Source organism: Sphingobacterium sp. UBA5996 (assembly GCF_002429765.1).
Classification (GTDB): Bacteria; Bacteroidota; Bacteroidia; order Sphingobacteriales; family Sphingobacteriaceae; genus Sphingobacterium.
Map to the genome: position 1 here is coordinate 1 of NZ_DJAS01000031.1, position 7,205 is coordinate 7,205.

Here is a 7,205-nt window from a genome sequence, read left to right on the forward strand (position 1 = left end):
TGAGACTTTTTCAGTGCCCTCCTGTATGGATGATCCTTTTTTTTATGTAAACTCCATTTCAATAAATCAAACCCAATTTTATTGTAATAGATCGTACAATTCCTCCAACATAGCTTTCCCTTGAGCCTAAAGAATATGATAAACTAAAAATCTCATACTTGATTTTCTTGCATTTACCAGCTAAATTTTGGATATTGTTCCAGAAAAACAAACATATCTACCCTAATGAAAACTTCGTGGTCCCAAATTTGTTCTTTAACAGACGAATAAGAGGTGCCCAAGAATGCTTCTTCGTTAATTTGATTTTATTCGCATGAAAAAGAAAGTAATTGAGGATAATCCTAAAAAAGAAAGAAAGGTGACTTCCGGTCCTATTCGTGACAAGGAACGCACCAAGGCTCGAATGATTGCAGCTGTCGGAAAGGTAATTCAGAAAAAAGGATATCACGCATTGAACGGGCCTAATATTGCTTTGGAATGTGGGCTGAACAAAGCACTAATATGGAATTATTTTGGTGGTCTTGATCAACTCGTGGAAGCTTACATGGCACAAAAAGACTTTTGGCAAATCGGAGATAAGGGAGTCTTAGAGCAAATGATCTCGAATCCGCGCTCCATCACTATCTCCTCGCTAGAAGAATTACTTAAATCTCAGTTTAACACCTTTTTAAAGGATAAAACGAAACAAAAAGTCATTCATTGGGGATTAGGCGAAAAGACCAAAGCGTTAAAAAACATTGCCGAAAGAAGAGAAATGCTTGGTGAAGAATTGTTTAAACACATAGACTCTAAGTTTGAAAATTCGGAAAACGACCTCCGGGCAACATTTGCTATTCTGTTGAGTTCCATTAACTATATGAGCCTACAAGCGAAATCGACAGGCAGTGCTTTTTTTGGTATCGATATCAATACCGAAGCAGGGAAACAACGGATTGAAAAAACCGTGCGCAAAATTTTAGAGCAGACCTTCGCTGATGTCCAGCTATAGACTAATCGGCTATAAATAAAGAAAACGTCCAAAGAGAATAATCATTTTTGGACGTTTTTCATTAGCACCCATAATCCTCATTTAAAATTTCAATAAAATATTGCTATATATCCATTTTTGATTTATTTTTACTATGTTAGCATAACAAAATAATATAGTATATTTGTTTATAACCAAGATTCAAACATATGATAGGTCAACTAATATTTGCAGTTTGTTTCGCTGTAGCATTATTCCTTTTTAGCAAAAATGCACAACAGATTTATCGGAACATCAAGCTGGGCCGCCCAGCGGATCGTTCGGGTAAACCTGCAGAGCGTTGGAAGATGATGCTCCTTGTCGCCTTTGGACAAAAAAAAATGTTCAAGCGAATTTTTCCTGCAGTCTTGCATTTATTCGTATACCTCGGCTTTGTTATCATCAACATTGAAATGTTGGAAATTATCATAGACGGGCTATTCGGCACACATCGGATCTTTTCATTTTTAGGAAGCTTTTATAATTTTTTAATCGGAGCATTTGAATGGCTCGCACTCGGCGTGCTGCTATCCTGTGTCATTTTCTTAATCAGGAGAAATAGCGCTAAAGTAGCTCGTTTAAATAGCCTGGAATTGAAAAATTGGCCCAAGACGGATGCAAATATTATTTTAATCACAGAGATTCTTTTAATGTCGGCTTTTTTACTCATGAACGCTTCCGATCTTAAATTGCAGCTGTATGGCTATGCACATTTTACCTCTGTAGGTTCATTTCCAATAAGCCATTATCTCCTTCCCTACCTTCCAGCTTCGACAGATATATTATTTTTAATAGAACGGTTTTGCTGGTGGTTTCATATTCTTGGCGTACTTGCCTTCTTGAATTACCTACCCTATTCTAAACATCTTCATATTATTCTGGCTTTTCCAAACACTTATTTTTCGAATCTAAATGCCAAAGGTAAGCTATCTAATATGCCTGCTGTCACCAATGAGGTAAAAGCCATGCTTGATCCTAGTTTCACTCCGCCTTCCACAGATGCAAATGCACGTTTTGGGGCCAAAGATGTACAGGATTTGACCTGGAAGAATTTATTGGATGCGTATACCTGTACTGAATGTGGGCGTTGTACATCTTCTTGCCCCGCAAATATGACAGGAAAGCTGCTATCGCCACGAAAAATAATGATGGACACACGGGATCGACTAAGTGAAGTAGGCACCAATATCAAAACAAACGGGAGCTTTCAAGATGACGGGAAATCTTTAATTGATACGTATATCAGCCGAGAAGAATTATGGGCCTGTACGAGCTGCAATGCTTGTGTAGAACAGTGCCCCGTCAATATTAATCCCCTTGAAATTATTATTGAACTTCGTCGCTTTGCTATTATGGAAGAATCACAAGCTCCTTCGAGTATTAATAATATGTTTGGAAATATTGAGAACAACGGCGCACCATGGAAATATGCACAACTGGACCGCGCTAATTGGACTCAACAAAAATAGTTTTATGATGGACAATGAATTAAAAGTTCCGACAGTAGCAGAACTGTTGGCTAAAGGAGAAACTCCAGATATACTATTTTGGGTTGGCTGTGCTGGCAGTTTTGATGAACGTGCACAAAAAATTACACGCGATATCTGCAAAATATTAGCACATGTTGGTTTAAAATATGCCATCTTAGGTACAGAAGAAACGTGTACCGGAGATCCGGCTAAAAGAAGTGGAAACGAATTTCTATTTCAAATGCAGGCCATGATGAACATCGAAGTACTAAATGGTTATGAAATTAAGAAAATAGTTACTGCCTGTCCCCACTGTTTCAATACATTGAAGAATGAATATCCGTCGCTAGGTGGAAACTATGAGGTCATTCACCATACACAATTGATCCAAAGTCTGATCGATGAAGGAAAATTGAAACCAGCTGACAACAATGTATTCAAAGGAAAAAAAATAACCTACCATGACCCGTGCTACCTTGGCCGTGCAAATGAAGTGTATGAAGCACCAAGAAAGGTATTGGAAAGCCTGGATGCCCAGTTGATTGAACTAAAGCGCTGTAAGAGCAACGGGCTCTGTTGTGGAGCAGGAGGCGGTCAGATGTTTAAAGAACCAGAACCAGGGGTAAAAGACATTAATATAGAACGCATTGAAGAAGTCATTGATGCGCAGCCTGATGTTCTTGCTGCAGCATGTCCTTTCTGTATGACTATGTTAAAAGATGGCGTAAAGATCAAAGAAAAAGAATCAGCGATTGAAGTGTTAGATATAGCAGAAATCACTGCACGGGCAAATCACTTGTAAATATATTGCCATACAAATTAAAAGAGGCCCGATCATACGATCGGGCCTTTTGTGTAGGGAGAAGAATATCTCCTTTTCACGAGTAAATTAGGGGAATCCCAAAGCCGGTTAAAATATAGGGGATTCCCCCGAATCGAAGATCAGCGCTGTATTTTTGCTGACCAAACGACTCTAACATCTAGCCATAACAAAGATACACCCAATCGGTCGATCAATTGTTGTTCATTTCGTTGAAAATGTTGTTCAAAACTTGCCATTTATAAAAAAATGATCTGAATTAATAGCTATTCAACTTATTAATGGGCATTAAAGCTCTTTAATCTGGTCATAATTTCTATAGGGCTATCTGAAACAAAATTCATTTAGGCCACATTTTTCGGATGTTTTATACGTAAAGAACGCCCGTTCTGAATGTGGGAACACAACAGCATACTTACTGTGCTGGATTAAGCAAAGCGCCTTTATACGAGTTTTAAAGATTGGTTTTAAGGTCTTTGAACTAAAAATGCCCGAATCAAATGATCGGGCATTTTATCAAGAATAGAATCGATGCGCCCCAACAATTATTTACAAGGAGCTGTTCAGCGTATAATTACCAAATGATTTAATCTAATCTGCTTTTTTCTAATAGGCTATTGAAAAAAACGATCTATTTTAATAACGATTGTTGTCTAAACTTCATCTCTCTCAATCCACTTAGGAACCATTGGTGCCTCATACTGTTGCATCTTTTCAATCAGCTCCTCAATCGTATCAGCAACCAATAGCATCGCTCTATTTTCCGATTTAACAAGCCCCTCTTCTACCATGTGATCCACAAATTGAATTAAATGATTATAAAATCCATTAATATTTAACAAACCAACGGGCTTTTTATGTAAACCCAACTGCCCCCATGTTATCATTTCAAAAAGCTCTTCTAACGTACCAAAACCTCCTGGCAGAGCAATAACCCCTTCCGCATAATCATTCATAATCCGTTTACGGTCGTGCATGGTATCTACAGTAATCAGTTTTGTTACTCCCGTATGCTCTCTTTCCTTCGAATTTAAAAAGTCAGGAATAACTCCGATTACCTCACCTCCCTGAGCGAGAGCTCCGTTCGCAACAGCACCCATTAAGCCAACCCGTCCACCACCATAAACTAAACGAATACCAGATTTAGCCAAAACCTGACCAACATGGGCAGCCTGTACTTCATAAATTGCCGAATTACCTAAACTGGAAGCACAAAAAACTACAATACTTTTAACTTTATTCATATACAAGTATAGCTAAAAAACTAACGGATCAACTTTATTTTTCATATGGTCTTACACAAAGTTAAAACACCCACACTCCATTCAGCTTCGAAATTACGCCTCATCAATATCACCTTATTCGCAAAAATTATCTCCTATTTTAGAACAAAGGAGTATAAATGTAAAAAAAACATTTAAAATAAGTAACACATTTAATATCTTTGATTTACCGTTCCTCTTAAATAATTGCTAACCAGACAAGCTCATCAGATCTTGTTAAAAACACACGATAATTTCATTCGATATGATTTTAAAAAACAAATTTTTCCACATCGTTCTTGCAAGTTTATTTAGTTTGGCGCTTTACGCCCAAACAACACCCCGATTAAATTATTTTGATTTAAGGGAGGTAAGGTTATTGCCTGGCTTTTTTAAACATGCAGAAGATCTGGACATCAATTATTTATTGGAAATGGATCCAGATCGACTACTAGCTCCCTTTTTGCGTGAAGCCAGTTTACCACTCAAAAAAGAATCTTATACCAATTGGGAAAATACGGGATTAGATGGACATATTGGCGGGCACTATTTATCCGCTCTAGCATATATGTATGCTTCTACAGGAGATCGTCGTATCAAGGAACGCCTTAATTATATGCTCGACAACTTGAAACGATGTCAGGATGCAAACGGAAATGGGTATATTGGTGGTGTACCTGGTGGTCAAGTTATTTGGGCGGAAGTTCAACAAGGCAAGATCAATGCTGGTAGCTTCAACCTGAATGGGAAATGGGTGCCGCTATACAATATACACAAAATCTATGCGGGTCTACGGGATGCCTATGTTTTGACCGGAAATGAATCTGCTAAAAGGATGCTTATTAAAATGACCGATTGGGCACTTAAGCTGGTTAGTCAGCTTTCAGAAGCCCAAATACAGGATATGCTAAGGAGTGAACACGGCGGCCTAAATGAAACCTTCGCAGATGTCGCTGCTATTACCCAAAATAGCGCTTATCTCGAACTTGCCCGCAAATTCAGCCATAAATCCATTCTCGATCCTCTTTTGCAGCGTGAAGACCATTTAACAGGACTTCATGCGAATACACAGATTCCAAAGGTTCTGGGTTTCAAACGTATAGCTGACCTTTCCCATGACGAAAAATGGGCGGAAGCCGTTAGGTATTTTTGGGACAACGTTGTTGAACAGCGCTCCATTTCCATTGGTGGAAATAGTGTGAGTGAACATTTTAATCCGACAGATGATTTTTCAAAGATGATCCACAGCATCGAGGGCCCCGAAACCTGTAATACATACAATATGTTACGCCTCACAAAAATGCTATACCAAACTGATCCGCAGGGCAAATATCTCGACTTTTATGAACGCGCTCTTTACAATCATATTCTATCGACACAACACCCAGAACATGGTGGATTAGTGTATTTCACACAGATCCGTCCGGGACATTATCGCGTTTATTCACAGACACAGACAAGTATGTGGTGCTGTGTTGGGTCAGGTATGGAAAATCACGCCAAATATGGTGAAATGATCTATGCCCATCGTAACAATGATTTATATGTCAATCTCTACATTCCTTCACGCCTAGACTGGAAGGAGCAAAATATGGAAGTTATTCAAGAAACAAAATTTCCAACAGAAGCAAACACAAACATACGAATCAATCCCAAAAAGCCGACTTCATTCAGCCTGTTTATTCGTAAACCGGGCTGGTTAAACACTAATCCAAAGGTGTCTGTCAATGGTAAGCGCTACGAAAATTTCCAGTTGACGAATGAGCATATCGAAATCAAACGAACATGGCGAAAAGGTGATATTGTTAGCGTAGAACTGCCTATGGAGATACATACTGAACAATTACCCGATAAGAGTAACTATTACAGTATTTTATATGGACCTATTGTTTTGGGAGCTCGCACAGGACAGGAAAACCTCACCGGACTGCAGGCAGATGATAGCCGAATGGGACACATCGCATCAGGAAAACAAATCCCTTTACGTGATCTTCCAATCCTTAAGGCTGAGCCTAATAATATTCCAGCTCTTATAAAACCTATAGCATCCAAACCTTTGCATTTTACACTCTCTGATCTCTATATCGGAAAAGAAAGTCTTCAAATGGAACTCGAACCTTTTTTTGGTATTCATGATTCTCGTTATATGATCTATTGGCCTCAAGCTACAGCGAAAGAATTACAGGAATTACAGGATAAAATGAGTAGAGACGAGATAGAAAGTTTGGCCCTTAATGCTAAAACGGTCGATAAAGTAGTGGCTGGTGAACAGCAACCAGAATCAGATCACTTTTTTCGCGAGGAAGGTAGCAATGCAGGAGCATTCGGCGATACGCGATGGCGAGATACAAAAAGCTGGTTTAGTTATACGATGAAAATAACACCCGAGACTAAACTGGTAGCAATCAAATTGCTGGCAGATAGCTCGCCTCGGGTAACTGAAGTTATGATCAATGGTAAAACCATAAGTACATTGGAAGACAAGGATGAGAAGACAATTATTAAGACAATACGAATACCTCTTCCTCAAGATGCTATAGATAAGACGAAAATAGAACTGAAAATTAAGGCCGGGACGGCTTCAACAAGTCACAAGATCTTAGAAGTCCGAACCCTTCTGCCTGATTAAAGAGGGTGTCCGAAAAGTC

Annotated in this window: 5 protein-coding genes; 4 read left to right on the forward strand and 1 reads right to left on the reverse strand. The window is 38.8% G+C overall.

Translation table 11 applies throughout. From position 1 onward, the window contains the following. Positions 1–313 precede the first annotated feature (313 nt). From B3E00_RS21185 to B3E00_RS21195, 3 genes are all read left to right on the forward strand, one after another. Entirely contained in the window at positions 314–988 is a 675-nt protein-coding gene (locus B3E00_RS21185) for a TetR/AcrR family transcriptional regulator (RefSeq protein WP_293881742.1), read from the forward strand. Positions 989–1,176: 188 nt separating this feature from the next. Then, a complete protein-coding gene (locus B3E00_RS21190) occupies positions 1,177–2,475 on the forward strand; it encodes a (Fe-S)-binding protein (protein WP_293881740.1) in 1,299 nt (432 codons plus the stop codon). 7 nt (positions 2,476–2,482) lie between these two features. Continuing rightward, positions 2,483–3,277, forward strand: coding sequence for a (Fe-S)-binding protein (locus B3E00_RS21195; protein WP_209576094.1), 795 nt, complete (start codon positions 2,483–2,485; stop codon positions 3,275–3,277). Positions 3,278–3,948: 671 nt separating this feature from the next. On the opposite strand, the gene B3E00_RS21200 is transcribed toward B3E00_RS21195, so the two are convergent. Continuing rightward, on the reverse strand, positions 3,949–4,539 hold the full coding sequence (locus B3E00_RS21200) for a TIGR00730 family Rossman fold protein (RefSeq protein ID WP_293881738.1): 591 nt from the start codon (positions 4,537–4,539) through the stop codon (positions 3,949–3,951). A 283-nt stretch (positions 4,540–4,822) separates the two neighbouring features. Here B3E00_RS21200 and B3E00_RS21205 point away from each other — a divergent pair, with 283 nt between their 5' ends. Continuing rightward, entirely contained in the window at positions 4,823–7,186 is a 2,364-nt protein-coding gene (locus B3E00_RS21205; protein WP_293939954.1) for a glycoside hydrolase family 127 protein, read from the forward strand. Positions 7,187–7,205 lie beyond the last annotated feature (19 nt).